Annotated in this window: 24 protein-coding genes; 10 read left to right on the top strand and 14 right to left on the bottom strand. The window is 59.2% G+C overall.

All coding sequences use genetic code 11. The annotated features are described in order from the left end of the window. Positions 1 to 109: 109 nt before the first annotated feature. On the bottom strand, positions 110 to 1561 hold the full coding sequence (gene pyk / locus QMK58_RS24035; protein WP_053155263.1) for a pyruvate kinase: 1452 nt from the start codon (positions 1559 to 1561) through the stop codon (positions 110 to 112). A gap of 203 nt (positions 1562 to 1764) precedes the next feature. Here pyk and QMK58_RS24030 point away from each other — a divergent pair, with 203 nt between their 5' ends. Beyond that, the gene (locus QMK58_RS24030; protein ID WP_053155265.1) at positions 1765 to 2151 is read left to right on the top strand and encodes a tetratricopeptide repeat protein; all 387 of its coding nucleotides are present in this window, start codon (positions 1765 to 1767) and stop codon (positions 2149 to 2151) included. A gap of 222 nt (positions 2152 to 2373) precedes the next feature. Further along, on the top strand, positions 2374 to 2733 hold the full coding sequence (locus QMK58_RS24025) for a PilZ domain-containing protein (RefSeq protein ID WP_320395535.1): 360 nt from the start codon (positions 2374 to 2376) through the stop codon (positions 2731 to 2733). A 24-nt stretch (positions 2734 to 2757) separates the two neighbouring features. On the opposite strand, the gene QMK58_RS24020 is transcribed toward QMK58_RS24025, so the two are convergent. From QMK58_RS24020 to QMK58_RS23995, 6 genes are read right to left on the bottom strand one after another with little or no spacing between them, the layout of a single operon-like run. After that, positions 2758 to 4086: a DUF58 domain-containing protein gene (locus QMK58_RS24020; protein ID WP_320395534.1), complete on the bottom strand. Its 1329-nt coding sequence runs from the start codon at positions 4084 to 4086 to the stop codon at positions 2758 to 2760. Beyond that, positions 4083 to 5084, bottom strand: coding sequence for a MoxR family ATPase (locus QMK58_RS24015; RefSeq protein ID WP_320395533.1), 1002 nt, complete (start codon positions 5082 to 5084; stop codon positions 4083 to 4085). Before QMK58_RS24015 ends, QMK58_RS24020 begins: the two co-directional genes overlap by 4 nt. Then, positions 5081 to 6244, bottom strand: coding sequence for a DUF4350 domain-containing protein (locus QMK58_RS24010; RefSeq protein ID WP_053155275.1), 1164 nt, complete (start codon positions 6242 to 6244; stop codon positions 5081 to 5083). Before QMK58_RS24010 ends, QMK58_RS24015 begins: the two co-directional genes overlap by 4 nt. After that, on the bottom strand, positions 6241 to 7785 hold the full coding sequence (locus tag QMK58_RS24005; protein ID WP_320395532.1) for a DUF4129 domain-containing protein: 1545 nt from the start codon (positions 7783 to 7785) through the stop codon (positions 6241 to 6243). The genes QMK58_RS24010 and QMK58_RS24005 overlap by 4 nt, the downstream gene beginning before the upstream one ends. Then, a complete protein-coding gene (locus tag QMK58_RS24000) occupies positions 7772 to 8749 on the bottom strand; it encodes a stage II sporulation protein M (RefSeq protein WP_053155278.1) in 978 nt (325 codons plus the stop codon). Before QMK58_RS24000 ends, QMK58_RS24005 begins: the two co-directional genes overlap by 14 nt. Beyond that, positions 8746 to 9471, bottom strand: a complete 726-nt coding sequence (locus QMK58_RS23995; RefSeq protein ID WP_053155280.1) for an RDD family protein — start codon at positions 9469 to 9471, stop codon at positions 8746 to 8748. The genes QMK58_RS24000 and QMK58_RS23995 overlap by 4 nt, the downstream gene beginning before the upstream one ends. 183 nt (positions 9472 to 9654) lie before the next feature. On the opposite strand from QMK58_RS23995, the gene sbcB reads away from it, so the two are divergent. Continuing rightward, positions 9655 to 11085, top strand: a complete 1431-nt coding sequence (gene sbcB / locus QMK58_RS23990; RefSeq protein WP_053155282.1) for an exodeoxyribonuclease I — start codon at positions 9655 to 9657, stop codon at positions 11083 to 11085. 98 nt (positions 11086 to 11183) lie between these two features. Here sbcB and mvaT read toward each other — a convergent pair whose 3' ends face one another. Beyond that, on the bottom strand, positions 11184 to 11561 hold the full coding sequence (gene mvaT, locus QMK58_RS23985; RefSeq protein WP_053155285.1) for a histone-like nucleoid-structuring protein MvaT: 378 nt from the start codon (positions 11559 to 11561) through the stop codon (positions 11184 to 11186). A 335-nt stretch (positions 11562 to 11896) separates the two neighbouring features. Between mvaT and purU the strand changes: the two genes are divergently transcribed. Further along, positions 11897 to 12745 (top strand): formyltetrahydrofolate deformylase, encoded by an 849-nt coding sequence (gene purU, locus QMK58_RS23980; protein ID WP_053155287.1) that lies wholly within the window; start codon positions 11897 to 11899, stop codon positions 12743 to 12745. A gap of 86 nt (positions 12746 to 12831) precedes the next feature. After that, positions 12832 to 13002 (top strand): hypothetical protein, encoded by a 171-nt coding sequence (locus tag QMK58_RS23975; protein WP_172681784.1) that lies wholly within the window; start codon positions 12832 to 12834, stop codon positions 13000 to 13002. Between the two features lie 22 nt (positions 13003 to 13024). Here QMK58_RS23975 and QMK58_RS23970 read toward each other — a convergent pair whose 3' ends face one another. The 4 genes from QMK58_RS23970 to QMK58_RS23955 all read right to left on the bottom strand — a co-directional run bounded on the left by QMK58_RS23970 (position 13025) and on the right by QMK58_RS23955 (position 17953). Beyond that, positions 13025 to 14020, bottom strand: a complete 996-nt coding sequence (locus QMK58_RS23970; RefSeq protein WP_053155289.1) for a lysylphosphatidylglycerol synthase transmembrane domain-containing protein — start codon at positions 14018 to 14020, stop codon at positions 13025 to 13027. Then, entirely contained in the window at positions 14017 to 14793 is a 777-nt protein-coding gene (locus tag QMK58_RS23965; RefSeq protein ID WP_053155290.1) for a DUF2334 domain-containing protein, read from the bottom strand. The genes QMK58_RS23970 and QMK58_RS23965 overlap by 4 nt, the downstream gene beginning before the upstream one ends. Continuing rightward, on the bottom strand, positions 14786 to 15907 hold the full coding sequence (locus QMK58_RS23960) for a glycosyltransferase family 1 protein (RefSeq protein WP_320395531.1): 1122 nt from the start codon (positions 15905 to 15907) through the stop codon (positions 14786 to 14788). The genes QMK58_RS23965 and QMK58_RS23960 overlap by 8 nt, the downstream gene beginning before the upstream one ends. A 156-nt stretch (positions 15908 to 16063) precedes the next feature. Next, positions 16064 to 17953, bottom strand: a complete 1890-nt coding sequence (locus QMK58_RS23955) for a methyl-accepting chemotaxis protein (RefSeq protein WP_053155292.1) — start codon at positions 17951 to 17953, stop codon at positions 16064 to 16066. A 189-nt stretch (positions 17954 to 18142) separates the two neighbouring features. Here QMK58_RS23955 and QMK58_RS23950 point away from each other — a divergent pair, with 189 nt between their 5' ends. Further along, a complete protein-coding gene (locus QMK58_RS23950; protein WP_053156048.1) occupies positions 18143 to 19621 on the top strand; it encodes a helicase HerA-like domain-containing protein in 1479 nt (492 codons plus the stop codon). Between the two features lie 67 nt (positions 19622 to 19688). On the opposite strand, the gene QMK58_RS23945 is transcribed toward QMK58_RS23950, so the two are convergent. Further along, positions 19689 to 20144 carry a DUF721 domain-containing protein gene (locus QMK58_RS23945; RefSeq protein ID WP_053155293.1) on the bottom strand — a complete coding sequence of 152 codons (456 nt, stop codon included), beginning with the start codon at positions 20142 to 20144 and terminating at the stop codon, positions 19689 to 19691. 306 nt (positions 20145 to 20450) lie between these two features. Here QMK58_RS23945 and secA point away from each other — a divergent pair, with 306 nt between their 5' ends. The 4 genes from secA to QMK58_RS23925 all read left to right on the top strand — a co-directional run bounded on the left by secA (position 20451) and on the right by QMK58_RS23925 (position 26237). Further along, on the top strand, positions 20451 to 23186 hold the full coding sequence (secA, locus tag QMK58_RS23940; RefSeq protein ID WP_053155294.1) for a preprotein translocase subunit SecA: 2736 nt from the start codon (positions 20451 to 20453) through the stop codon (positions 23184 to 23186). 119 nt (positions 23187 to 23305) lie between these two features. Next, positions 23306 to 24523, top strand: a complete 1218-nt coding sequence (argJ, locus tag QMK58_RS23935) for a bifunctional glutamate N-acetyltransferase/amino-acid acetyltransferase ArgJ (RefSeq protein WP_320395530.1) — start codon at positions 23306 to 23308, stop codon at positions 24521 to 24523. A gap of 134 nt (positions 24524 to 24657) precedes the next feature. After that, positions 24658 to 25290: a glutathione S-transferase family protein gene (locus tag QMK58_RS23930; protein WP_053155297.1), complete on the top strand. Its 633-nt coding sequence runs from the start codon at positions 24658 to 24660 to the stop codon at positions 25288 to 25290. Continuing rightward, entirely contained in the window at positions 25287 to 26237 is a 951-nt protein-coding gene (locus QMK58_RS23925; protein ID WP_053155299.1) for a Nudix family hydrolase, read from the top strand. The genes QMK58_RS23930 and QMK58_RS23925 overlap by 4 nt, the downstream gene beginning before the upstream one ends. A 94-nt stretch (positions 26238 to 26331) precedes the next feature. Here QMK58_RS23925 and QMK58_RS23920 read toward each other — a convergent pair whose 3' ends face one another. After that, a complete protein-coding gene (locus QMK58_RS23920; RefSeq protein ID WP_053155301.1) occupies positions 26332 to 26913 on the bottom strand; it encodes a cob(I)yrinic acid a,c-diamide adenosyltransferase in 582 nt (193 codons plus the stop codon).

Raw genomic sequence — 26913 nt, 5'->3', positions numbered from 1 at the left:
CTGGCTTGCCAGCGAAGAGGACAGATCAGAAGACTCACCTTCAGGATCAGGAAGCAAAAAGCCCCGCCATTCACATGGCGGGGCTTTTGATTTTCGAACAACCGGTCACTCAGACCATCGGGTCGCCAACGTGCAGGATTTTCATGCCGTTGGTGCCGCCGGTGGTGTGGTAGCTGTCGCCCTTGGTCAGAATGACCCAGTCGCCTTTCTGCACGACGCCGCGCTTGACCAGCTCGTCGATTGCTTTCTGGCTGACTTCGTTCGGCGCCAGCGAAGCCGGGTCGAACGGGATGGTGTACACGCCACGGAACATTGCCGCGCGTGCCTGGGCTTCGCGGTGCGGGGTGAACGCGTAGATCGGCACCGAGGAACGGATGCGCGACATGATCAGCGGGGTGTAGCCACTTTCGGTCAGGGCGATGATCGCTTTCACGCCCGGGAAGTGGTTGGCGGTGTACATGGTCGCCAGTGCAATGCTTTCGTCGCAGCGGGTGAACTCCTTGCCGATGCGGTGGCTGGAAGTCTTGCTGGTCGGGTGCTTTTCGGCACCGACGCAGATACGCGCCATGGCCTGAACAGCTTCCAGCGGGTACAAACCGGCAGCACTTTCGGCCGAAAGCATCACGGCGTCGGTGTAGTCGAGTACGGCGTTGGCCACGTCGGACACTTCGGCGCGGGTCGGCATCGGGTTCTGGATCATCGACTCCATCATCTGGGTCGCGACGATCACCGCCTTGTTGTGACGGCGTGCGTGCAGAATGATCTTCTTCTGGATGCCCACCAGTTCGGCGTCGCCGATTTCCACACCCAGGTCGCCACGGGCAACCATCACCGCGTCGGACGCCTTGATCAGGCCGTCGAGGGTTTCGTCGTCGGCCACGGCTTCGGCGCGTTCGATCTTCGCCACCAGCCAGGCGGTGCCGCCGGCCTCGTCGCGCAGCTTGCGGGCGTATTCCATGTCGGCGGCGTCTCGCGGGAAGGACACGGCGAGGTAGTCGACTTCCATTTCCGCAGCGAGCTTGATGTCGGCCTTGTCTTTTTCCGTCAGGGCCGGGGCGGTCAAGCCGCCACCGCGACGATTGATGCCTTTGTGGTCGGACAGCGGGCCGCCGATGGTCACGGTGCAGTTCAGTTCGTTGGCGGTGGCAGTGTCGACGCGCATCACCACGCGGCCGTCGTCGAGCAGCAGCTCGTCACCCACGCCGCAGTCCTTGACCAGGTCCGGGTAGTCGATGCCGACCACCTGCTGGTTGCCTTCGGTCAGAGGATGGCTGGTGGAGAAGGTGAATTGATCACCGATCTTCAGCTCGATCTTCTTGTTGGCGAATTTGGCGATACGGATTTTCGGGCCTTGCAGGTCACCCAGCAGGGCGACGAAGCGACCGTGCTTGGCGGCGAGGTCACGCACCAGCTTCGCGCGAGCCTTGTGCTCGTCGGGGGTGCCGTGGGAGAAGTTCAGGCGGGCGACGTCCAGGCCAGCCAGAATCAGCTGTTCGAGAACTTCCGGCGAGTTACTGGCCGGGCCAAGGGTGGCAACGATTTTGGTACGACGGACGGACATGCAAAGACTCCTGAGTTCAAGCGCTAAGTGAGGCTACTATGCTGCGAAGGTGTAGTCATTGTTCGTGTGCACTACTTTTTTTGAAGATATTGGTTTCAAGGAAGAACCAGGTGCCGCGGTGTCTTGACGGATCAACTTTGCGCCGGACAGCCTGAAGATTTCCGCCCGCGGGTCGATACAGCGTTCAAGACAGGAGATCCCCCATGCGATTCGTGCACATTGCCGCCCTAGCCATCAGCGTCCTCAGCGTCACGGGCTGCACCCGTTGGTCGATGAACCATCATTTGAACAATGCCTACAAAGCTTATGACCGGGGCAACTGCGAGCAAGTCATGCTCGAATTGTCCAAGGTCGAGCGCGAAAGCCGGGCACGCCCTTATGTGTGGCCGGAAGCATCGATGATGCGTGGCCTGTGTCTGGAGCGGCAGAAGATGTTCGTCGATGCGGCGCAGACGTATCAGTTCATCATGGCCGCGTATCCCCAGAGTGAATACGCTTATCGCGCCCGCGCGAGATTGGAAACCCTGCAAAGCCTGGGACACTACCCGTTGCGCAGTGCGGCCGCAGCGGTTCGCCCGACACAATTCTGAAGGTTCGCTGCCTGGCTCACCGGCGCAGGTGAGCTATAGTCGAATAAACCGGTTTAGAGCCTGATCTCTAATCCGGGGCAACGCCTGCAACCGGCATTGGCAAGACACAGCGCTGCAAGTAGCGGCGCACCGGGAGTGGGGAGAGCGGGCACTTATACAAGACAGACCCGTTCCGAAGCAGTAGTGCGGTTCTGCTTAAGAGCCTTGCATAGTGACGTCCACATGTTTACCGACCGCCGGATCGAGCGGCACCAACTGCCGTATTGTCTGAAAGTCTTCAACGGCCACACCGACAAGACCATCGGCTACCTGGGCAATGTGTCCGAAGACGGGCTGATGCTGATCAGCCAGCTGCCGATGATGATCGGCGCTGATTTTGATTTGCGCCTGAAGATCCCCGTCACTGATGGCAGCCCGAAAGTGATCGACCTGCGGGCGTGTTGCCTGTGGTGTCATGAGGACGCAACCCCTCACCACTATGACGCCGGGTTCAGCCTGCAACGGGCGCCGCCGGAGTATGGGCAACTGGTCGAGGCGTTGAAGCAGTATTTCAGTTTTCAGACGTTGCCGGCGTCGGCCTGAGGTCAACCACGATTGCGCTGATCGTCATCCCCCGGCTTTCTTCCAGGCCAGGTACTGTGTCACCAGTTTAGCGCCCAACCCGTCAGGACGCGCTTCCAGTACCCATACGCCATGAGCGCTCAACCGCTCATGGCGTTCGGCCCGCGCGTTCAGGTAGTCCACGGTACCGCAGTAATCCAGTGCCTCTTGCAAGGTTTGCACGGGTCGCTGTCGCAGACTATCGAGCAGATCCTCGCGCAAACTGGCCACGACGACCTGATGCTGTTTGCTCAGGCGTTTGACCGCGATCAGCAATTCTTCGTCGTCTTCGTCCCGCAGATTGGTGACCAGCATCACCAGTGCCCGGCGTTTTTGCCGGGCCAACAATTGATTGGCGGCAGCCTGGTAGTCGGCGGGGCGCTGAGTGCTGTCGAGGTCATAGACACTGTTGAGTAGGACGTTGATCTGGGCAACGCCTTTGACCGGGGCAAGATAGCGCGGCTTTTCGCTGGCAAAGGTGTTCAGACCCACCGCATCACCCTGGCGCAACGCCACATAGCTGAGCAAAAGGCAGGCATTGAGCGCGTGGTCGAAATGCGTCAGTTCATCATCCTGACTGCGCATGTGCCGGCCGCAATCGAGCATGAAGACAATCTGTTGATCGCGCTCGTCCTGATACTCCCGGGCAATCGGCGTGCGTTGGCGGGCGGTGGCTTTCCAGTCGATCTGACGCAGGCTGTCGCCTTCACGAAACTCCCTGAGCTGATGAAACTCCAGACCCAGGCCGCGACGTTGTTTTTGGCGCACGCCGAGCTGGCTGAGCCAGTTATCCACAGCCAGCAGTTGACCGCCATAGAGGCGGGTGAAGTCGGGGTAGACGCGGGTATGGTCGGGTACATTGAGCAAGCGATTGTCGGACCATAAGCCCAGCGGGCTCGGCAAGTTGATTTCGCACTGTTCGAACCCGAAGTGACCGCGTTTGAGTGGGCGTAGCCGATAACCGACGCTGCTGTGATGGTCGGGTTGCAGTTGGGCAATGAGGGGCAGGTTTTCGAAGCTCAGGCCCGGCGGCACATGATCAAAGATTTGTATGTTCAGTGGCTGTGCAAAGTCATGCGCGATGGTCAGTTGCACATCGCTCCACCGTCCAAGCGCCAGGGTGGCGGGCAGTTGGCGCTTCAGCCGGGGCGAGGGCAGGCGCTTCAAGCGCACGGCATCGAGAATGGCCTGGGCCGACAACGCCAACAACAATCCCCAGTTGATCGCCGTGAGATTCGATGGCATGGCGATTTCCAATGCCCGCAATGTACCCAGCGCAATGCCGCATGCCAGCAGGATCACCAGCCAGATCAGCAACAGGCGCGACGGCTTCACTGGCGCGGCGCCGGCACTTGATCGAGCAATTGCTGGAGTACCTGATCGACGTCCAGACCTTCGATATCCAGCTCCGGCGCAACGCGCACGCGATGGCGCAACACGGCCAGTGCGCAGCCCTTGATGTCATCAGGGATGACGAACTCGCCACCTCGCAGCAACGCTCGAGCCCGGGCACAACGCACGAGCGCGATGGACGCTCGCGGGCCGGCGCCGAGGATCAGGCCAGGCCAATTGCGGGTGGACCGCGCCAGGCGCACGGCGTAATCGAGCACCTGATCGTCCAGTGGCAAATCGCTGGCGATACGTTGCAGGGCCAGCACATCCTTGGCTTGCAGCAGTGTGCGTAGGGGCTGCACGTCAAGCATGTCGGCGCGAGTCGAGCGGCTGACCTGACGCACCATGGAAAGCTCCTGGTCGGCGTCCGGGTAGTCCATGCGTACCTTGAGCATAAAGCGATCCAGCTCCGCTTCGGGCAGTGGATAAGTACCTTCCTGTTCGATCGGATTTTGCGTGGCGAGCACCATGAACGGTTGCGCGATAGGCAGGGCGCGACCTTCGAGGGTGACCTGGCGTTCCTGCATGGCTTCGAGCAGCGCGGCCTGGGTTTTCGCCGGGGCGCGGTTGATCTCGTCGGCCAGCAGCAGGTTGGTGAACAGCGGGCCTTTGCGCAGCTTGAATTGCTCGGTCTGCAAGTCGTACACCGCATGACCGGTGACGTCGCTGGGCATCAGGTCCGGGGTGAACTGGATGCGAGCGAACTCACCGCCGAAGCAGCGGGCGAGGGCGCGTACCAACAGGGTTTTGCCCAGCCCCGGTACACCTTCAAGCAACACATGACCGCCGGCGATCAGCGCGGTCAGGACGTCGTCGATCACCGTGTCCTGGCCGATCAAGGCTTTTTGCAGTTCCTGGCGCAAAGCCCGGGCCAACTGGCTGGCGCGCTGGCGTTGCTGAGCGGCATGGCTTGGTACATCCGGCTCGATCGCTTCACTCATAGGGCGTTCCTCAAGATTTGCAGGTGGGCGACCTGACGGCTGAAATCAACGCTGGACACTCGTCGTTTCGGGCGTGGGGTCATGGCCTGGCTGATAGCGTGTGTGGGTTGGCCGGTAAGGCGTTCAATCACCTGCCATTGTTCGGCAACGTCAAGCTGTTCAAAACCCGGGTAGCGACGTCGTGCACGGCGCAGGATGTCTTGCTGCAAAGCCTGCAGCAGGTGGGCCTGACCGCTGCGGCGCCAGATGAAGTCGGCACTGGCGCGCAGGTGTTCCTGAAGTTGCCGACGTGCCTTCGGCGCGGGCTCCAGCAGAGGGCCCTGTCTTACGCCCAGGTGCCAGAAGCCCAGGCAGATCAGCGCGAACAAGGCCACCAGCGCCTGGGGGAAGTAGCGCAGCAGCAAGGTCGGCAGACTGTCGTGATCGGTATTGAAGACCAATGTCACATCGGTGTCGGCGGTCAGGTACCAAAGCAGCCAGGCGTTGTCGTACAGGTCGATGGTCGGGGTTTTCCACAGGTCCGCATCGGTGACCACAATGACTGAGCCGAGCCCGAGCCCGAGCTGCATCATGTGCGTGGCTTTGCTGCTGTTGGCCCAGGCCTGGGCGAGGTTGTTCGGGTCTTCGAGATGGAAGGCGGTGTCGAAACCGGCGAAGGCCGGTGCATCTTCGTCTTCCAGGTAAAGTCTGGTCAGGTTGGGGTAGGGATCTTCGCCGACATTGGGCGGCGGGCCCTTGAGGTCTTTGCTCAGCGACTGGTGAATCTGCACTCGATCAAGCAGCAGGTCATTGCTCTGGCCCAGTTTTTCATCCCACAGCGATTGGGCGACGAACAACAGCCGCCCACCGCCCCGGGTCCAGTTCATCACTTGATCAATCTGTCGTGGGGTCATGTTGTAGCGGTCCCCGAGCAACAGCAGGCTGTGCTGGCGCGGGTCGAGGGCCGGCAGGGCGTCGAGTCCATTGGCGTGGGTGACGGTCAGGCCTTGCTTGCGCAGGAAGTGTTCCGCTGCCAGATAGGGATTGGCCTGGGCCTCGGGAGAGGGACCGTGATCGATTTCTTCCTGAAAGGGTGTGGCCTTGAGGTACAGATAAACACTCGATATTGCGAGCAGAACAATACCGAGCACGCCGATCACTATCCATCCACGCCGACTCAATGGGTTGCTCCCGGACCGAACAGATCGCGCCAGGTTTCACACAGTTCCTGCTGCGTCTGGAGCGGGGGCAAGCGATGACCATAGGCCATGTTTTGCCAGTGCCCGGTCAGGGCTCTGCTGAAAGCCAGCAGGGCCGGTTGTTGCAGTTGCTCGATGCGCTTGAGCACCTGGCCTTCGGTGTCGGCGCTTTTAAACGATATGTTGAAGTCGTGCAGCAAGCGGCTGAGCAGGGCGCGGTAGAGCAACCCGAGGGCCTCGCGCGGGTTGGTTTGCCACAGGTGTTCAGCACTGGTGGCGATGTCGTCGGGCAAGGATTCTGGCTTTAGATCCAGTCCGAACGCCTGCTGTGGCAAGGGGAGTTCGGCCTTTCGCTTTCGCGTCGGACGCCGGTTGACCAACGTCTGCAACGCGTCGCGATAGCGCCAGATCAACACCGCGAGGCCACTGATGAACGCCCCCCACAAGACAACTTCAATGACTGTCGCCGCCGCAGCGAATCGCTGGCCGTCAAACAGCTTGAACAACGCCTTCAGCCATTGCGGCGTTTTATCGTCGTTTGGGGATTCGGCGTCCGGTTTGTCCTCGCCGAATCGGTAGCGTGTTACCGCTTCCCTGTTCTTGAAGGGCGGTTGATCGAGCAGGGCCTTGATGCTGTCACGGGAGGCTTGGCTGGTCAGGGGTTGATCGAGCAAACGCGGGCTGTCGGGGGATACGTCCGGTTCGGCGGCCCACACTGTATGCGCTGTCGGCAGTAGCAGGAACACCGCCAGTAACAGCGCGCTGCTTACAGCGACTACGCGCTGACGGAGGCGACGGAACACCAGTTCGATGTCCCAGGCTTCCAATACGGTGCGCCGGTTCAGATACAGGCTGAATCCACAGGCAACATAAACCGGTTCCCAGACGACAAGCACCACGACATAGAAAGCGTTGGTCAGGTGCTCCAGCCAGCGCCAGTCCTGGGTCATCGCGCTGATCAGCGTCTGCCAGCTCCAGTCAATCGCGACTTGCTCGGGCAGCAGGAAATAAAACAACGCCATCAGACCGATCCACAAGGCGCCTTCCAGATGGACGCCGATGATTGTCAGCCAGCGCGCGGCGCTGGCGTCTCGCTGCAGCAGCACGCGCAAACGTTGCTGGCGCGGATGCCCGTCCAGACCTTCCAGTTGCATCACCGGCATCACGAAACTGCGAGTCGGACTCAAACGGCGCCAGGTCAGGCTGGCGAGCAATTGCGGTCTGAGTAATCGCGGCCATTGGTAAAGTGCCTGTTTGAGCGTGGGTGTTTCGCCGAACAGGGCTTTGGACAGGATGTACAGCGGCAGGCGGTCGAACGCCGGTTTCAGCCACCAGAAGATGAACACGGCAAGGGATGGCGAATCCCAAAGCCCCCAGGTCAGCAGCGCGAAAACCGGAATGGTGATGATCGCCCAGCTGGTCATCAACAGGCGCCGATGGCGCTGGCTCAGGAGTACCCCCAGGTCCATGGCTTCCCAGGTTGTGCGAGGGCGGATGGCCACGGTGGCGTCACTCAGGCGCATGACGTTGGCGTCCGGCAAACAGCAGATAAATCAGCACCAGCACCCATAGCCCCGCACCGACCAGGTACTTGATCACGGCCGTGGGGCCGGTCATTGATGACCAATAGGCCTCGATGAACGCAGCAATCAGCAAAAATAACATGACCCCGCAAATCATCAGGACGCTTTTGTGCGCCGCCAGCCGCAAGGCTTCAGTGCGCGTCAGGCGCCCCGGTGCGATCAGAGCCCAACCCAGTTGCAAACCGGCAGCACCGGCCAGGGCGATGGCGGTGAGTTCAAAGGCACCGTGACCGATCACGAATGGCCAAAAGGTTTGTCCGTAGCCGATATTCGTCAGGTGTCCGGCGACTGCGCCGATCATCAAACCGTTGAAAATCAGGAAAAACACACTGCCCATCCCCAGCAGCAAACCGCTGGCGAAGGTCTGAAAGGCAATGCCGATGTTGTGCATGATGTAGTAGCCGAACATCACCCAGTCTTCACTGGCGGCACGCTCCGCTGTGCGCCCGAGATGACCGGCGACGGGGTCGTACATACTTTGCATTTCGCTGACCTGGGGGGCAGGGATCAGGTTGTAGATCAGGTCCGGGAACACATACACCAGCAGCGCGAACCCGCCCAGGCTGCCAAAAAACATCAGGCTGGCGGCAAGTACGAAGCGCCATTGTTCACGCACCAGTTGCGGGAAGTCCGCGAGGATGAATGCCAGCACATTGGCGCCCAGTCGGCTGCGGTGACGATAGAGTTGTTGATGTCCGCGCAGTACTTGTTGCTGTAATGAGTCCACCAGAAAGCTGCTGTAGCCACGTTCCCGGGCAATTGCCAGGTGATGGCAAAGGCGTCGGTAGTTGCTCGGGAAACTGTCGAGGTCTTGGGCTTTGCGGTCCCGCTCCAAGCTCGCCAGCTGGAGGGAAAACTGCGCCCATTCGGCCTGGTGCCGATGCTCGAAGAGACTTTGCTTCATGCCGGTCCCAACAAGCCGCGAGCGATGCCATTGAGCGCTTCCACCGCTCGCGGAGCAGGAACCTGAAAGGGTTGCGCGAGGATGGACGCCAGTTCATGGGTGCGCGCTTGAGAGAGTTCACCCTGGCGTTCGGCAAAGCCAAGAATGGCCCGCTGTTCGATGAGGGTCAGTGCCAATGGCGGTCGGCAAGGCTGGGCCTCGGGCAGCTCGGGACGAATGAGCGGTTGATCGCGGTAAATCACCAGTGTGCCGGCGGCAATGTCGCCAAGGCGCTTGAAGTTTGGGTGTTGCAGGCAGCTGATGGCGCCAAAGAAGTACCCGAACGGCAGCAGATCGACAAAACGCAGCAAGTTGCGCAGCAGCGAAGCGGACCAGCCGATGGGCGTGCCATCGTCCTGCACCACGCGCAATCCCATCCATTGCTTGCCCGGTGAGCGGCCCTGGTTAAGCACTTCGAACAACACCATGTACCACCAACTGATCACGAACAGCAGGATCGAGCCCAGCCCTGCGCCCAGTTTGCCGAGCATCGCCAGGACAATAAACAGCAGGCCCAGAATCACACCGCGCACGCCAAGGTCTATGGAGAACGCCAGGGCACGCACCATCAATCCGGCTGGTCGCAGTGGCAAGTCGATGCCTTCGGGCGTTTCGACCTGATGCCGCGTATCCAGTGGTGGTGACAGCGTTGCATTCCGTGGCGGTGCTGTGGTCTCGAGCATGGGCAACCTGATGATGTGGCCTGGATCGGGAGTCGGTGTCCCGATGCTAGCAGCCTCCTTGGGTAATACGACATAACAATGTAATGCACATCATTTTGCGCAAGCTGCTTGAATGGCAAGACTACTGGCCCAGGCGGGACGTGAACGCCTAAACTTTGCCGATCTTCAGTTCAGGAATCGCCCGTGACCTCCATTTTCTGGTACGACTACGAAACCACTGGCATCAATCCCCGCTGCGACCGCCCTTTACAGATGGCCGGGCTGCGCACCGACTTCGACCTCAATGAAATAGACGAACCGGTCAACCTCTTTTGCCAGCCAAGCGAGGACATCCTGCCGCACCCGGCCGCTTGTGCGATCACCGGGATCACTCCGACTTTACTGGCCGAACAGGGTTTGAGCGAAGCCGATTTCATGACGCGTGTGCATGCCCAGCTCGCGGCGCCGGGCACCTGTGGCGCGGGGTACAACACCTTGCGTTTCGATGACGAGATGACCCGCTACAGTCTTTATCGAAACTTTTTCGATCCTTACGCCCGTGAGTGGCAGGGCGCAAACAGCCGCTGGGACTTGATCGATGTGGTTCGTGCCGCTTACGCCTTGCGTCCGGACGGCATCGTCTGGCCGACGGATGACGAGGGGCGGATTACGCTTAAGCTCGAGCGTCTGACCGCTGCCAACGGTCTTGATCATGGTCACGCCCACGAAGCGCTGTCGGATGTTCGCGCGACGATTGCCTTGGCACGCCTGATTCGGGAAAAACAGCCAAAGTTGTATGACTGGCTGTTTCAATTGCGCAGCAAACAAAAGGTTATGGATCAGATTCGCCTGCTGCAACCGATGGTGCATGTTTCCGGGCGGTTTTCGGCGGCGCGCAATTACGTGGGTGTCGTTTTGCCTTTGGCCTGGCATCCACGCAACAGGAATGCCCTGATTGTCTGTGACCTGCACCTTGATCCACAAGGGCTGCTCGACCTGGATGCCGAGGCGTTGCGTCAGCACCTGTACACACGCCGTGATGACCTGCTTGCGGGCCAATTGCCGGTACCGCTGAAACTTATCCACATCAACAAATGCCCGGTGGTGGCACCTTTGGCGGTACTTCGTGCTGAAGATCAGCAACGTCTGGGCCTGGACATGCCGCTTTATCAGCAACGTGCGCTGCGGCTAAGTGAGGCGCAGAAAGTTTGGCTGGATAAAGTGCTGACAATTTATGCCAAGGAGGATTTCACCCAGAGCCAAGACCCCGAACAACAGTTGTACGATGGATTTATCGGGGATCGGGATCGTCGCCTGTGCGAACAAGTCAGAAACGTCGACCCTGTTCAATTAGCGCAAGAGTCGTGGCCTTTCGATGATGAGCGTTTGCCGGAATTATTGTTTCGATATCGCGCTCGTAACTTTTCCGACACGTTGAGTATCGAAGAACAAGAGCGATGGCGAATGTTCTGTCAGAAGCGTCTGACAGACCCTGAATGGGGTGCACCCAATACCTTGGAAAGTTTCGTAGAGGCTGCAGCCCAGTTGAGTGTAACTGCTACGCCGTTTCAGCAAATGGTATTGAGTGAGTGGCAGGACTATGTCCAGAAATTACGCAAACGTTTGGATCTTTGAAATCGAACATGCCTCGGGTTGAATATCGCGCATAAAAAACGCCAGCATCTGCTGGCGTTCTTTTTTGTCACGGATCCGTCTGCGACAAGCTCTGCGGCTTAGCCCAGCAGGGTAGCCCAGCCTTCAACCACGTCACCGCCCCACTTGGCTTTCCACTCTTTCAGAGTTTTATGGTTGCCACCTTTGGTTTCGATGACTTCGCCGTTGTGCGGGTTTTTGTATTGTTTAACTTTGCGAGCACGCTTGGTGCCAGTCGTTTTGACGGCAGCGCCGCGTGGTGCTTTGGTTTTGGAGTCTGGATCCAACAGCGCGATGATGTCGCGCAGGGACTTGGAGTATTCGCCCATCAGGGTGCGCAGTTTGCCTTCGAATTCCAGCTCGGTTTGCAGCTTGTCGTCTTGGGACAGGTTCTTCAAACGGGCTTGCAGCTCTTTGATAGCTTCTTCGGTGGCGCGATATTCGTTGATCAAGGACATGGTGACTACCTTATGTTTTGCGCTGGATGGCAGGTGACAGTGCGGCAATAATAGTCAGGGTGTTTCATCAAGTAAACATTTAAACCAAGTTTATTTACTTTAGTTGCATGGATTCTGGACACATTGGTAATGCAATTAAAAGTGTGATTTCGACCTCAGGAAAAAAACATAAATTAACAAATGAGCAGCTTCGCAAGAGCAGCCGCAGGGTTGAGCACGGCGATGCTCATCGTGCGGGGCCTGCCTTCTGGCAGCGCAGGGTGTCATCAATACTGCAGTTTTTTTGCACAATCGCTAGAATGGCCGCCTTTGCGAAGTTCTGGAGTTTCCCCCTCATGCGCACCTTTCGCCTGGTGATTTCTTGCCCGGACCGTGTCGGCATCGTTGCCAAAGTCAGTAACTTTCTGGCATCACACAACGGCTGGATCACTGAAGCGAGCCATCACTCGGACAATCTCAGTGGCTGGTTCTTCATGCGTCACGAAATTCGCGCCGATTCGCTGCCGTTCGGTATCGAAGCGTTGCGCGAAGCCTTTGCCCCGATCGCCGAAGAGTTCTCGATGGACTGGCGCATCACCGACACCGAACAGAAGAAACGCGTGGTTCTGATGGCCAGCCGCGAGTCGCACTGCCTGGCGGACTTGTTGCACCGCTGGCACAGCGATGAGCTGGACTGCGAGATTTCCTGCGTGATTTCCAACCATGATGACTTGCGCAGCATGGTGGAGTGGCACGGCATTCCGTACTACCACGTCCCGGTCAATCCGCAGGATAAACAACCGGCATTCGCCGAAGTGTCGCGCCTGGTCAAACAGCACGACGCCGAAGTAGTGGTACTTGCCCGTTACATGCAGATTCTGCCACCGCAGTTGTGTCGCGAGTATGCGCAGAAGGTCATCAACATTCACCACAGCTTCCTGCCATCGTTCGTCGGTGCCAAGCCTTATCACCAGGCGTCCCTGCGTGGCGTGAAGTTGATCGGCGCGACCTGCCACTATGTGACCGAAGAGCTGGACGCCGGCCCGATCATCGAGCAGGACGTCGTGCGCGTCAGCCACAGCGACAGCATCGAAGACATGGTGCGGTTCGGTCGTGACGTCGAGAAAATGGTACTGGCCCGCGGCCTGCGTTATCACCTGGAAGACCGGGTGCTGGTGCATGGCAACAAGACTGTGGTGTTCTGATAGCACCACCCGATGGTTGAAATTCGAAGGGCCTGGGCGTTCAATCGCTTCAGGCCCTTCGCCGTTTCTGCCCTGAGGACATGACCATGGCCGATCCACTGGACAAAGCAACATCCAAGGCTCCCGCCACGCTGGGTGAGGGTTGTTTGAGCCGCTACGACCCGGACGACATGGAGCCTGAAACCGGAACGGAATTTCCTGACGCCGCGAAATTGTGGGAAGAGTTGAAACGTCAAACCGACGAAAAATCTCAGTAGGAGTTGCCCAAAGCTGCAATCTTTATGCTCGCTTAACCTTCGTCAGCTTCTTCAACAACGGCCGCCCGAGCATCAGCAAAAACACCGGCCCACCGGCCAGCAAGTAGAAGTAAAACGTCACCGCACGCCAAATCAGAATCGCCGCTGCTGCTGTGGACTTACCTACCATGGGCGCCAGCAACGCCGCTGACGTCAACTCCGCCGCTCCGGCACCGCCTGGCAGCAGGCTGAATTGCCCGGCGCTGAGTGCAAGCATCTGCACAAGAAAGCTCCAGGCCCATTGCAGATCTGCGCCAAGCCCACGCAACGCCAGGTACAGCACGCTATAGCGCAACGCCCAATGCACACAGGTCAGCGCAAACACCGTGATCAGTGTCTGAAAGGGTAACTTCAGCGTGTCAGTAAAAGCCGCCAGAAAATGCAGGAGTTTTCTCGCCCAGCGCATTCGGGTGGCGGTCTGGACATTCAGACGGGCGAGCAATCGACCGCTCATTCGAATCACTAACCGGTGATAACGGGCCAGCATCACGCAACTGAGCAACCCGCCAAACATCGAAATGGCGCTGACGGTCAGCAACCACTCCATACGCTGGCTGAGGTGTTGGAACAGTGAATAGATCAGAATTCCGCTCAGGGCGCAGAGAAAAAACAGCAGATCGCTCAGTTGGTCCATGGCAAATACCGCGCTACCCCGGGCCGGGCGTACGCCGTTGCGGGCAAGCAGCGCCATGATGGTCAAGGGGCCGCCACTACCGCCGGGTGTGGCGCAGTAGGCAAACTCGGCTGCCATTACCACGCCGAGGCTTTTGAGTCCGTTCACCTTGTGGCGTTGATCTCCCAATAGCAGACTTAAACGCAGGGAGTTCACCAGCCAGCACAGCACGATCATACCGAACATGATCAGCAGCCAGGTTCGTGGAAAACCGCTCAGCCGCGACCAGGTCTCACTGCCGCCCAGCAACGTTGGAATCAGCACCGCAGCGAGTAGGCCAATCAGTAAAAGAATAATGCGACTCATGCGACACGACCGATTCTGTCGCTTTGCTGGGCCAGCCAACGGGTCTTGGTCATCGGTACGCGTCCTTGATCGAGCAGGCGTTCAAGGGTGTTCAGCCAGTAACGCCGCGAGAAGTCATGGCGCATGTCGACCGGGTGCAAACCAAGACGAATCACTGGAGCGTGTCGCCAGCGTTGTTCGCGCTGGTCATTGACGAGTTTGGAAACGCCGCGACGCCAGGCACTGCGGGCGCTCCACACCAGACCGGGCGCATCGATTGCAGTAAATTCCGGCAAGCGGTACAGAAACTGCGGGTCGCTCGTGTAGCTCAAAGGTAACTCTCGCAAGGCCTGTCGGGTGCCTTCGCTCATCAGCCAGGCCGGAGCGACGAATCCCTGCAGCGGCCAGTCATGGCGGCGAAACAGGTCGATCCCCGAACGCAGGCGGGCGAGAGCGGCTTCGCGAGATAATTGATAAAACTCGCCTTCGTGGGTGTAAATCCGGCGCATGAACCAGTCCCGGGCATTGCTTGCCATTGGTCCGTCATCGCAATGGAAGTAACCGTGCAGCGTCAATTCGTCACCACGGGCGACCCTGTCACTTAGAAAACGGCGAAAGTCGGGATGAGCGCCGAGATCGTTGTCCTTATGGTAGTTCGGCACCACCAGCCAGGTCATTGGTACACCACCTAGCGCGTCGACGGCTTCGACGAAGGGTCGATAGTCGGCCCAGGTTTGCGGAGCGACATCATGCAATACCAATAACAGAGCTGGACTGTTCATGGACTCAGCCATTGGCCGTCTGCGGCCATTGCGTGCCGAGCACGGCGTGGTAGTGCCCCAGCAGGCTGTCGACCACCGAATCCCAGGCGTAAAAACGTTCGACATGTTTGCGCGCCTGTCTTCCCAGCGCGGCGCTGTCTGAGGCGAACAATTCACGCACCGCATTGGCCATGGCCGTGGGATTGTTCGGCGCGCACAGCAGGCCGCCTTCTTCGGTGACGATTTCCTCAAAGGCGCCGGCCGCGACGGCCACCACCGGAATACCGCACGCCATCGCTTCGAGGATCACCAGGCCGAAGGTTTCCTGGTCACCGGCGTGGAGCAACGCATCGGCACTGGCCATCAGGCGGGCGACTTGCGTGGCGGGGCAGAACTGATCGATCACGCTGACGTTGGACGGCACCGCTCCGGGCATCGACGAGCCGACCAGCAACAGGTGATAGCGCCGTCCCAGGCGCTTCATGCAGTCGAGCAGTACCGGCAGATTTTTTTCCTTGGAGCCACGTCCGGCAAAGATCAGCAGATGGGTGTCTTCATCGATACCCAAATCGGCACGCAACTCTGGATCTCTGGCATCCGGAGTGAAGGTCTGCAGATCGACGCCCAGTGGTTGCACGAAAACATTCCTGACACCCAGCCCGGTCAGTTTGTCGGCCATGACCCGACTTGGCGCCAGTACCCGATCGAAGTTGCCGTATAGCTTGCTGACATAGGCCTCGACATTGTTGGTCACCCAATTACCCATGCGATTGCTGACCAGCAGCGGCAGGTCTGAATGATAGAAACCAATGACGGGCACATCGAGTTGGCGTCGAGCATCCAGCGCAGCCCAGGCGGTGAGGTAGGGGTCACCCACTTCAATCAGATCGGGCTGTAAATCCTGCAGGACGTTGCGCCAGGGCGCGAGACGGAGAGGGAATCGATATCCCTTGCCGAAGGGCAGGGCGGGTGCCGGAACCTTGAATATGCCGTCGTGTTCGCTAAAGGAGGAGCCGGGAATCAGCAAGCTGTGGCGAATGCCCGGCTTGATGCCCAGGCGACGATGCTTGGCATCCAGATAAGTGCGAACGCCACCGCTGGCAGGGGCGTAGAACATGGTTATGTCAGCGATATGCACGATGAGCATCCCTCCGGTCCTGGTTCTCCCTTGGTTGACCTTTATGAAGGATAGTTGTTCGGTTGGGGTTGTGATGGCGGGGCCAGTTCCTACAGGTCTTGTGCTTAACCCTGTAGGAGCTGCGATGCGGCGATCCGACTTGCCGGCAAAGTGGCCGATCCGGCGCTAGATGCGGAAACTGCCAACCAACTGCTTCAAACGCGCCGCCTGCTGTTCAAGATCCGAGCACGCGCGCAACGTCGATTGCAGGTTCTCCACGCCTTCCTGGTTCAGCGTATTGATCTCGGTGATGTCGACATTGATCGACTCCACCACGGCCGTCTGTTCCTCGGTCGCGGTAGCGACCGACTGGTTCATGCCGTCGATTTCACCGATACGCAGCGTCACGCTGTTGAGGCGCTCGCCCGCCAGATTGGCGATTTCCACGCTGTCCTGGCTGTGACGCTGACTGTCGCTCATGGTGCTGACCGATTCTCGGGCGCCGATTTGCAGTTCCTCGATCATGGTCTGCACTTGCTGCGCCGACTCCTGGGTGCGGTGCGCCAGATTGCGGACTTCGTCAGCCACCACGGCAAAACCACGCCCGGCTTCGCCGGCACGGGCCGCTTCAATCGCGGCGTTGAGTGCAAGCAGGTTGGTTTGCTGGGAAATGCTGGTGATCACTTCGAGAATTTGCCCGATGTTCACGGTTTTGCTGTTCAGCGATTCGATGTTGCTGCTCGACGCGCTGAGCATGCTCGACAGTTGATTCATCGCGGCAATGCTGCGATCCACCACTTGCTGGCCGTCTTCGGCGAGGCTGCGGGCGTCGCTGGCCTGGTTCGATGCTTGCGCGGCATTGCGGGCGATTTCCTGGGCGGCGGCACCGAGTTGGTTGATGGCCGCGGCAACGCTGCTGGTGCGTGAGGCTTGCTGGTCGGAGTTGTACATCGACGAATTGGAAGCCGCCACCACCCGCAAGGCCACTTCGTTGACCTGACCGGTAGCGGAAGACACTTCACGGATCGAACCGTGGATGCGCTCAACGAAACGGTTGAAGGCGGTGCCGAGGCTGCCGAATTCGTCGTTGTTCTCAATGGTCAGGCGCTTGGTCAGGTCGCCCTCGCCGTCGGCGATATCGGCCATGGCGCGGGTCATGACGTGCAGAGGCTGGATAAGAATGCGGATCAGCATGCCCAGCAGGGCGATGATGATCGCCACGGCGATCACGGTTGCAACCACCGCCGAGGTGCGGAATTCGCTGAGCATCGAGAAGGCTTTTTCCTTGTCGACCGACAGACCGATGTACCAGTTGACCGAAGGCAGGCCTTTGATCGGGGTGAACGAGACAATGCGGGTCTTGCCGTCGACATCGACTTCGCTGAAACCGCTGCCGATGCGAGGAGTGTCTTTCGCAAACGCCTCGCTCAGGGATTTCATTACCAGGGTTTTGTCCGGATGAACCAGGATCTTGCCGTCGGCGCTGACCAGAAACGCGAAACCCATGCCATCGAAATCGCGGGCACTGAGGGTCTCGATCAGGGTTTGCAGGCTCAGGTCACCACCTACAACGCCCACGCTCTGTCCGGCTTTTTTCGAGGCAGCGGCCATGGAGATGATCAACTGGCCGGTCGCCGCATCGATGTACGGTTCGGTCAGGGTCGGCGTGCTGCTGTTTTCGGCACCTTTGTACCAGGGACGAACGCGCGGATCGAAGCCGTCAGGCATCTTTGCATCAGGACGTATAGTGAAGTGCCCCGTGGCGTCACCCAGGTAGGATGCCATGAAGGTCGACGTCAGGGCTTTCTGCTCAAGCAGGTTGGCGACGTTGGATTGTTCCGCATTGATCGCAATGTTTTGCGAAAGGTTTTCGATCAGCAAAATGCGGCCGGCCAGCCAGGTCTGAATATTGCTGGCGGTGACGTCGCCCATCTCGTTGAGGTAGCTGTCCAGGTCTTCGCGGATCGCGTTGCGCTGTAGATAGTCGTTGTACAACGTGAATGAGGCGAAAGCGGCAATAACGATGAGCGCGGCGGCAAGCAGGATTTTATGGCTGAAACGCAGATTTTTGTTCATGGCTTGGGGTTCCGCTAAGGTCTTAATGTCCAACGCGTGCTTTTATAAAGGGACGCACTGTAGGCAATGTTGAAAGCAACTGATATTTCCGCCTCTCCTTAGGGAAATTTCTGATCAGATCGTGTCTGATTGCTTTGTCGAAGTAGCTATCGGCCGAGCAGGACTAAAGATTAACCATTGGGTGACCAAATGCCTGACTCATCGCAACTCGTCATCGGCGCCGATCTGGCGGGGCAACCGATTTCCCAGGACTTTCGCCTGGCGAATCGTCACGGATTGATCGCGGGTGCAACCGGCACTGGTAAAACCGTGACTTTGCAACGCCTGGCCGAAGCCTTCAGCGATGCGGGAGTGGCAGTGTTCGCGGCCGACATCAAGGGAGACCTGTGCGGCCTGGGTGCCGCGGGCAACCCCCAGGGCAAGATCGCAGAACGGATTGCCGGGATGCCTTGGCTGAACCATCAGCCTCAGGCGTATCCGGTGACCTTGTGGGACATTCATGGTCAGTCCGGTCATCCTTTGCGTACCACCTTGAGTGAAATGGGGCCGCTGCTAATCGGCAGCCTGCTGGAACTGACCGACAGTCAGCAGTCCGCGCTGTATGCAGCGTTCAAGGTCGCGGACCGTGAAGGTCTGTTGCTGCTGGATCTGAAAGATTTGAAGGCATTGCTCAACCATCTCAAGGACAACCCGGTGCTGCTGGGGGACGACGCGGCCCTGATGACCACGGGTTCAAGTCAGGCGCTTTTACGCCGACTGGCCACCCTGGAGCAGCAGGGCGCCGAAGCGCTGTTCGGTGAACCGGCGCTGCAACTGGAAGACTTGTTGCAACCGACCGCAGACGGACGCGGGCGTATTCACCTGCTTGATGCCAGTCGCCTGGTGCACGAAGCGCCCAAGGTCTACGCGACATTCCTTTTGTGGCTGCTGGCCGAACTGTTCGAACAACTGCCGGAGCGCGGTGATGCCGACAAACCGCTGCTGGCGCTGTTTTTCGACGAGGCACACTTGTTGTTCAACGGCACACCACAGGCATTGCGCGATCGTCTGGAACAGGTTGTACGGCTGATTCGTTCGAAAGGCGTGGGCGTGTACTTCGTCACTCAGTCGCCGGGCGATTTGCCGGACGACGTGCTGGCTCAGTTGGGCTTGCGTATTCAGCACGGTTTGCGCGCCTTCACCGCCAAGGAGCAGAAGTCCCTGCGGGCGGTTGCCGAGGGATTTCGGCCAAATCCGGCGTTCGACACCTTGTCGGTGCTGACCGAGCTTGGCATTGGCGAGGCGCTGGTCGGCACGCTTCAAGAGAAAGGCACGCCGCAGATGGTCCAGCGGGTGTTGGTGGCACCGCCACAATCGCGAATCGGGCCGTTGAGCGAAACCGAGCGCATGGTTTTGATCGCAGGCTCACCGTTAAAGGGGCGGTATGACAAGCCGATCGATCGCGAATCAGCCTATGAAGTGCTGATGGGACGCAAGGGCTTGGCACCTGAACCCGAATCGGAGCAGGGCAAGCAGGAACCGAGTTTCACCGAACAGGCCGGAGAGTTTCTCGGCACCGCGGCAGGGAAGGCGTTGAAATCGGCGATGCAACAGGCAGCGAACCAGATTGGCCGACAGTTGGTGCGTGGTTTGATGGGGTCGTTGCTGGGCAGCAAAAAACGCCGCTGAAAGCAAAAGATCGCAGCCTCGGGGTACTCGCAATCCCAATGTAGGAGCTGCCGAAGGCTGCGATCTTTTAAGCCTTGGATTTGGCGTGCGCCGCCAGCCGCTCCAGCGCTGCCCGCAAATTCGGGTCGCTGATGCCATCGGCCGTGGCCTGAATGGTCGCGGCCGCAACGTTGGACAAATCCATGGTATGCCCGGTCGCACCTTGCTGAACGGTCGGTGGCTGAACTTTGAACAGGATTCGGGTCAGACTGGCAAACTCATCGAACATCTGCAATTGCCGCTGCAGGCGCTTTTGCTGGTAACGCAGCCGGGTCGCCCAATGCCCATCGGTGACAATCAGCAACAAACTGCCTTCGCGCCAGGAGGCCACGTGGCAATGCTCGCGAGCGGCGGGTTGCAGTTGACTTTCAAGCAGACGCTGCAGATGACCCAGTCGTTGAGCGTGGCCGAGGATGGCTTTCAACGGTTTGGCTTCGCGTAATAGAACGGCAGGTACTTTAGCCGTAAGTGGGCGAAACGCCATGATCAGACACCTGAAGTAACAGAGACGCCATGGTAGCAGAAAGCACGGATCAACCCGCCCATTGCTTTTGGGTGTGCTTTACCCATTAAATCAACAACTAACTTCTTCCTTGAATGGGTTGAAGTTGAGCAAAACGCCCTTATTTTAAGTGAGCCCCGTCAAAGCGCAGTGCCAGCATCGTGGAATTTCGCCACTTTCCTCACCACCGTTTCCGGGTAGAATGCTCGTTCGCATGCGGCCATGAGGGCTGCACGGGCGACTCACGGGGCCGCCCTCCATCCCTTTAGTGTGGAAGATCCTGCCGATATGTTTGCGCCTTTGTTAAAGAAACTTTTTGGAAGCAAGAATGAGCGTGAAGTCAAACGCATGCTCAAGACGGTGCAACTCGTCAATGCCTTCGAAGAGCAAATGGTGGCCCTTTCGGACGATCAATTGCGTGCCAAGACAGACGAGTTCAAGGCCCGCATCGCCAAAGGGGAGACCCTCGACAAACTGCTGCCAGAAGCCTTTGCGGTCGCCCGTGAAGCCGGTAAGCGTGTCATGGGCATGCGTCACTTCGACGTCCAGCTGATCGGCGGCATGACCTTGCATGAAGGCATGATCGCGGAAATGCGTACCGGTGAAGGCAAGACCCTGGTGGCAACACTGGGCGTTTACCTCAACGCACTGTCCGGCAAAGGCGTGCACGTAGTGACGGTGAACGACTACCTGGCCCGTCGTGACGCCAACTGGATGCGTCCGTTGTACGAATTCCTCGGCCTGACGGTCGGCGTGGTCACGCCGTTCCAGCCGCCGGAAGAGAAGCGCGCCGCCTACGCCTCCGACATCACCTACGGCACCAACAACGAATTCGGTTTCGATTACCTGCGCGACAACATGGCGTTCAGCATGGAAGAAAAATTCCAGCGCGAACTCAATTTTGCCGTGATCGACGAAGTCGACTCCATCCTCATCGACGAAGCCCGTACCCCGCTGATCATTTCCGGTCAGGCCGAGGACAGCTCCAAGCTGTACATCGAGATCAACAAACTGATCCCGCGGCTGGAATTGCATGTCGAAGAAGTCGAAGGCGAAGTCACCAAGGCTGGCCATTACACTGTCGACGAGAAGACCCGCCAGGTAGAGCTCAACGAAGCCGGTCACCAGTTCGTTGAAGAGTCGCTAACCTCCCTCGGCCTGCTGGCTGAAGGCGAAAGCCTGTACTCGGCGCACAACCTGAGCCTGCTGACTCACGTTTATGCCGGCCTGCGTGCGCACAAGCTGTTCCACCGCAACGTCGAGTACATTGTGCAGGACGGTCAGGTTGTCCTGGTCGACGAACACACCGGTCGCACCATGCCGGGCCGTCGTTTGTCCGAGGGCCTGCACCAGGCCATCGAGGCCAAGGAAAACCTGAACATCCAGGCCGAGAGTCAGACCCTGGCATCGACCACGTTCCAGAACTACTTCCGTCTGTACAACAAACTGTCCGGCATGACTGGTACGGCCGACACTGAAGCGTTCGAATTCCACCAGATCTATGGCCTGCAGGTCATGGTCATTCCACCGAACAAGCCGTTGGCCCGTAAGGACTACAACGACCTGGTGTTCCTGACCGCCGACGAGAAATACGCCGCGATCGTGGCCGACATCAAGGAAAGCATGGCTGCCGGCCGTCCGGTTCTGGTGGGTACCGCGACCATCGAAACCTCCGAGCACATGTCGAGCCTGCTCGTGAAAGAAGGCATCGAACACAAGGTCCTGAACGCCAAGTTCCACGAAAAAGAAGCCGAGATCATCGCCCAGGCCGGCCGCCCAGGCGCGCTGACAATTGCTACCAACATGGCCGGTCGTGGTACCGACATCCTGTTGGGCGGTAACTGGGAAGTGGAAGTGGCATCGCTGGAAGACCCGACCCCTGAGCAGATTGCCCAGATCAAGGCCGACTGGCAGAAGCGTCACCAGCAAGTGCTCGAGTCGGGCGGCTTGCAGGTGATCGCCTCCGAGCGTCATGAATCGCGCCGTATCGACAACCAGCTGCGTGGTCGTGCCGGTCGTCAGGGCGACGCCGGTTCCAGCCGTTTCTACCTGTCCCTGGAAGACAGCCTGATGCGCATCTTTGCCTCTGACCGGGTGAAGAACTTCATGAAGGCCCTGGGCATGCAGCCTGGCGAAGCGATCGAGCACCGCATGGTGACCAACGCCATCGAAAAGGCTCAGCGCAAGGTTGAAGGCCGCAACTTCGACATTCGTAAACAACTGCTCGAGTTCGACGACGTCAACAACGAACAGCGTAAAGTGATCTATCACATGCGTAACACGTTGCTGGCCGCCGACAATATCGGCGAGACCATCGCCGACTTCCGTCAGGACGTGCTCAACGCCACCGTCAGCGCCCACATTCCTCCGCAATCGTTGCCTGAGCAGTGGGATGTGGCGGGTCTTGAGGCTACGTTGCAAAGTGACTTCGGTGTCGCGCTGCCGATCCAGCAGTGGCTCGACGAAGACGATCACCTGTACGAAGAAACCCTGCGTGAAAAACTGATGCAGGAACTCATCGCCGCGTACAACGAGAAAGAAGACCAGGCGGGCGCCGAAGCGCTGCGCTCCTTCGAGAAGCAAATCGTTTTGCGCGTGCTGGACGACCTGTGGAAAGATCACCTGTCGACCATGGATCACCTGCGTCACGGTATCCACTTGCGTGGTTATGCCCAGAAGAATCCGAAGCAGGAATACAAGCGCGAGTCGTTCACGCTGTTCTCCGAGCTGCTGGATTCGATCAAGCGCGACTCGATCCGTGTGCTGTCCCACGTTCAGGTTCGCCGCGAAGATCCGATCGAAGAAGAGCAGCGCCTGCGCGAGGAAGCCGAAGCTTTGGCGGCCCGCATGCAGTTCCTGCATGAAGAAGCCCCAGGTCTGGAGCAACCGGAAGTGTTGGGCGAAGAGATCGATGTGGTCCTGGCCGCCGCTCCGGTTCGCGCCGAACACAAGCTGGGTCGCAACGAGCTGTGCTACTGCGGTTCGGGCAAGAAGTTCAAGCATTGCCACGGGCAGATCCAGTAAAACCCGTTTCAAACGCTGAAATACCCGCGCCGCGACCGGCTTTTGCCGTCGCGGCGTTTTGCCATTCAAACCACCGTTTATCCTGAAACGGTGCTGACATCATTTAAAGGAGCGCATTCATGGCTGTTGGTCTTGGTCCTTTGCCAACGTTGCACCCGGTTGCCGGTTTTGAACTCGGTATCGCCTCGGCCGGCATCAAGCGCCCGGGGCGCAAGGATGTTGTGGTCATGCGCTGTGTTGAAGGCTCCACGGTTGCCGGCGTGTTCACCCTGAACGCCTTTTGCGCCGCACCGGTGATCCTGGCCAAACAACGCGTGCAAGGCCCGGTGCGCTATCTGCTGACCAACACCGGCAATGCCAACGCCGGCACCGGCGAACCAGGCCTGGCCGCAGCCGAGCGTACTTGCGCGAAACTGGCCGAGTTGACCGGAGTCGATGCCAGCCAGGTGCTGCCGTATTCCACCGGTGTGATCGGCGAGCCGCTGCCTGTGGAGAAAATCGAAGGTGCGCTGCAAGCGGCCCTCGATGACCTGTCGGTCAACAACTGGGAAGCTGCCGCCACCGGCATCATGACCACCGACACCCTGCCGAAGGGCGCCAGCCGCCAATTCGAGCATGACGGCGTGACCATTACCGTCACGGGTATCAGCAAAGGCGCCGGCATGATCCGTCCGAACATGGCAACCATGCTCGGCTACATCGCCACCGACGCCAAAGTCGCTCGCGACGTGCTGCAAAACCTGATGCTGGATGGCGCCAACAAGTCGTTCAACCGCATTACCATCGACGGCGACACCTCGACCAACGACTGCTGCATGCTGATCGCCACCGGTCAGGCTGCGCTGCCGGAAATCACCCGCGCCGAAGGCGAGCTGTTCGCCAAGCTCAAGCAAGCGGTGTTCGAAGTCTGCATGGACGTGGCCCAGGCCATTGTTCGCGATGGCGAAGGCGCGACCAAGTTCGTGACTGTTGAAGTCAATGGCGGCGGCAACCACCAGGAATGCCTGGACGTCGGTTACACCGTGGCCCATTCGCCGCTGATCAAGACCGCGCTGTTCGCTTCCGACCCGAACTGGGGCCGTATCCTGGCTGCTGTGGGTCGTGCTGGTGTACCGAACCTGGACGTGAGCAAGATTGACGTGTTCCTCGGTGAGGTGTGCATCGCCAGCCGTGGTGCGCGTGCCGCGACCTACACCGAAGCCCAAGGCTCGGCGGTCATGCAGCAGGAAGAAATCACTATCCGTATCGAGCTGGGACGCGGCGATTGCAGCGAAACCATCTGGACCACCGACCTGTCCCACGAATACGTGAAGATCAACGCCGAGTACCGTACGTAACGACCCATAACCCGTAGGAGTCGGCTTGCTGGCGAAGGCGTCTTTTGCCGCGATCAATGTATCGAAGCTGATGACGCTTTCGCTGGCAAGCCAGCTCCTACAGGGTGATCTATATGGCTTGAGGATGCTTGAACATGAGTTATCACCTGATCATCGGCGACAAACTGCTTTCTTCCTGGTCCCTGCGCGGCGCTCTGGCTCTGGATTTGACCGGTACTGCCTACAGCGAAGAACTGATCAAGCTGAACCAGCCGGACACCCGCGAGCGTCTGCTCAAGCATTCGCCGACCGGTAAAGTCCCGCTGCTGAAAACCCAACACGGTACGGTCGCCGACTCCCTGGCGATTGCCGAGTACCTGGCAGAGCAATTCCCGCAAGCCGGACTTTGGCCAAAAGATACCGCCGCCCGTGCCCAGGCGCGTTCGGCGTGCGCACAGATGCATGCGGGGTTCTTTGGCATGCGCGCCAACATGCCGTTTGATCTGAGTCACGATGCACCCCTGTCACCGATTCCAGCTGATGTGCAGGCGGACATCGAGCGCATGTCGGCGTTGTGGGCCGAGTGCCGTGCCGTCGCGACCGAATCCGGACCTTACCTGTTTGGTCGTGTCAGTCTGGCCGATGCGTTTTTCGCCCCGATTGCTGTGCGCCTGCGCACCTACCGGGTGAAACTGTCCACGATTGACGAAGCCTACGTCGAAACCCTCTACCAATGGCCCGCCTTCAAGGCCTGGCAGAAGGCCGGACTGGAGGAACTGCAAAGGTGAAAAGAGTCCATGTAGCCGCGGCCGTCATCCGTGATGGCAGTGGCAATATCCTGATTGCCCGGCGTGCCGATTCCCAGCATCAGGGCGGTCTGTGGGAATTTCCCGGTGGCAAGGTCGAGGCCGACGAGTCGGTTGAAACCGCGCTCGCACGCGAACTCAAGGAAGAGCTGGGGATCGTGGTCAGCGCGGCGCGTCCGATGATCAAGGTCCGTCATGACTATCCGGACAAGCAGGTGTTGCTGGATGTCTGGGAAGTGTCGGCATTTAGCGGTGAGCCCCATGGCGCCGAAGGTCAACCACTGGCCTGGGTGTCTGTGCGTGATCTGTCGGGGTATGAGTTCCCGGCGGCCAATCAGCCGATTGTGGCGGCAGCCCGGTTGTCTTCGCAGTACCTGATTACCCCGGAAGACCTGGAAACACCGGCTCTATTGCGTGGTATTCAGAAAGCCATCGCCGGTGGCATCAGGCTGATCCAGTTGCGGGCGCCGAACGGCTACGATCCGCAGTATCGCGATCTGGCGGTGGATGCCGTGGGCCTGTGCGCCGGTAAGGCACAGTTGATGATCAAGGGGCCGTTCGAGTGGCTGGGCGATTTCCCGTCAGCTGGCTGGCACATCACCTCGGCTCAATTGCGCAAGTATGCAGCGGCCGGTCGACCATTGCCAGCCTCGCGCTGGTTGGCGGCGTCCTGCCACAACGCTGAAGAGCTGGCGCTGGCCGAACAGATGGGCGTGGATTTTGTCACCTTGTCGCCCGTGCAGCCAACCCTGACTCACCCTGATGCGCAGCCGTTGGGCTGGGAGCAGGCGTCGAGCCTGATCGACGGATTCAGCAAACCGGTGTTCCTGCTCGGTGGTGTGGGTCCGGCAGAGTTGCAAAAAGCCTGGGCGGCGGGGGCCCAAGGTGTGGCGGGGATTCGGGCGTTCTGGCCTGATTCTTTGGTGTAGTTTGCTGGACTCTTCGCCAGCAAGCCGGCTCCTACGGATTTAGGCACACTTGTAGGAGCCGGCTTGCCGGCGAAAGCAGCCTGTCAGGCGCAGACTAAACCCCCGGTTTTGCCGCGGCCTGCCAAAGAATCTCGGCAATCCCTTGGCGCTTGGCAATCACTCGCGCCACGACAAACAACAAATCCGACAACCGATTGATGTACGCAAGGCCAACCCCGGCCAACGGCTCGATCGCATTCAATTGCTGGCATCTTCGCTCGGCACTGCGGGCAAGGCTGCGGCAGACATGGGCCTGGGCAATCAGCGCCGAGCCTCCCGGCAAGATGAAATTCTCAAGCGGCCCCAGCTCTTCGTTCCATACATCGATCGCCGCTTCCAGACGCTCGATTTCCGCTGCGTTCAGCGCTTGATAAACCGGCATCGCCAGCTCGCCACCCAGATCGAACAAGCGGTGCTGACAAGGTGCCAACACCTCGATCACTTCGTGCAAGCCTGGACATGTGCCTGTTTCTGCCGCCAATCCGGCCAACAGCACGCCGACCTGACTGTTGAGTGTGTCGACCTCACCAATCGCCTCGATTCGCGGGTGATCCTTGGGCACGCGACGGCCGTCGCCCAAACCGGTTTCACCTTTGTCACCGGTGCGGGTGTAAATCTTCGACAGGCGAAAACCCAT

This window comes from Pseudomonas sp. P8_241, from assembly GCF_034008315.1.
Lineage (GTDB): Bacteria > Pseudomonadota > Gammaproteobacteria > Pseudomonadales > Pseudomonadaceae > Aquipseudomonas.
This window is presented reverse-complemented; position numbering and strand designations above follow the sequence as displayed.